The organism is Mesorhizobium sp. M7A.F.Ca.CA.004.04.2.1 (assembly GCF_004022825.1).
GTDB lineage: Bacteria > Pseudomonadota > Alphaproteobacteria > Rhizobiales > Rhizobiaceae > Mesorhizobium.
The window spans coordinates 1-410 of record NZ_RZPH01001826.1; the positions used below are offsets into that span (position 1 = coordinate 1).

At 65.6% G+C, this 410-nt stretch carries 1 protein-coding gene and 1 pseudogene; both read right to left on the minus strand.

The features are described 5' to 3' along the window. Positions 1 to 275 (minus strand): heme exporter protein CcmB (locus EN893_RS37780; protein WP_206640292.1); only part of this gene is annotated, 275 nt, incomplete at its 3' end. A 25-nt stretch (positions 276 to 300) separates the two neighbouring features. Beyond that, positions 301 to 410 (minus strand): annotated as a pseudogene (locus tag EN893_RS39825) (heme ABC transporter ATP-binding protein CcmA); the annotation flags it as partial.

Sequence of the window (410 nt, forward strand, 5' to 3'; positions counted from 1 at the left end):
GTCAAGGCCAGCATATGGCGATCATTGCCGAGCACCAGGAGATCGAGCGAGCCGTCCTCGCGGTCGGCCTGGAACAGCCGGTCGAGGCCGAGCAGGCAGGACAGCAGCGCGCCGATCCACAGGATGGCCGGTCCGATGCGGGCCAGCAGCTTCAGGTCTGGCCCTACTCCGAACGGGATGGTGGCGATGACGGCGAGGAAGAAGATGACCCCGGTCAGCGCCCCGCCGCCGGCACGGATGTTGAGGCGGATGTCGCGCAGGAAGAGCGCTAGCATGGTATGAGATGCTCGCGCGCCATCATCAACCAGTTCCCCCGATCCTCAACTCCGTCCCCTCGATCCCCAGCGGCAGATGCGTCGCCGCGACAATCATCCCGCCATCCGTGCAATGCTTGGCCATCAACCCCGCAA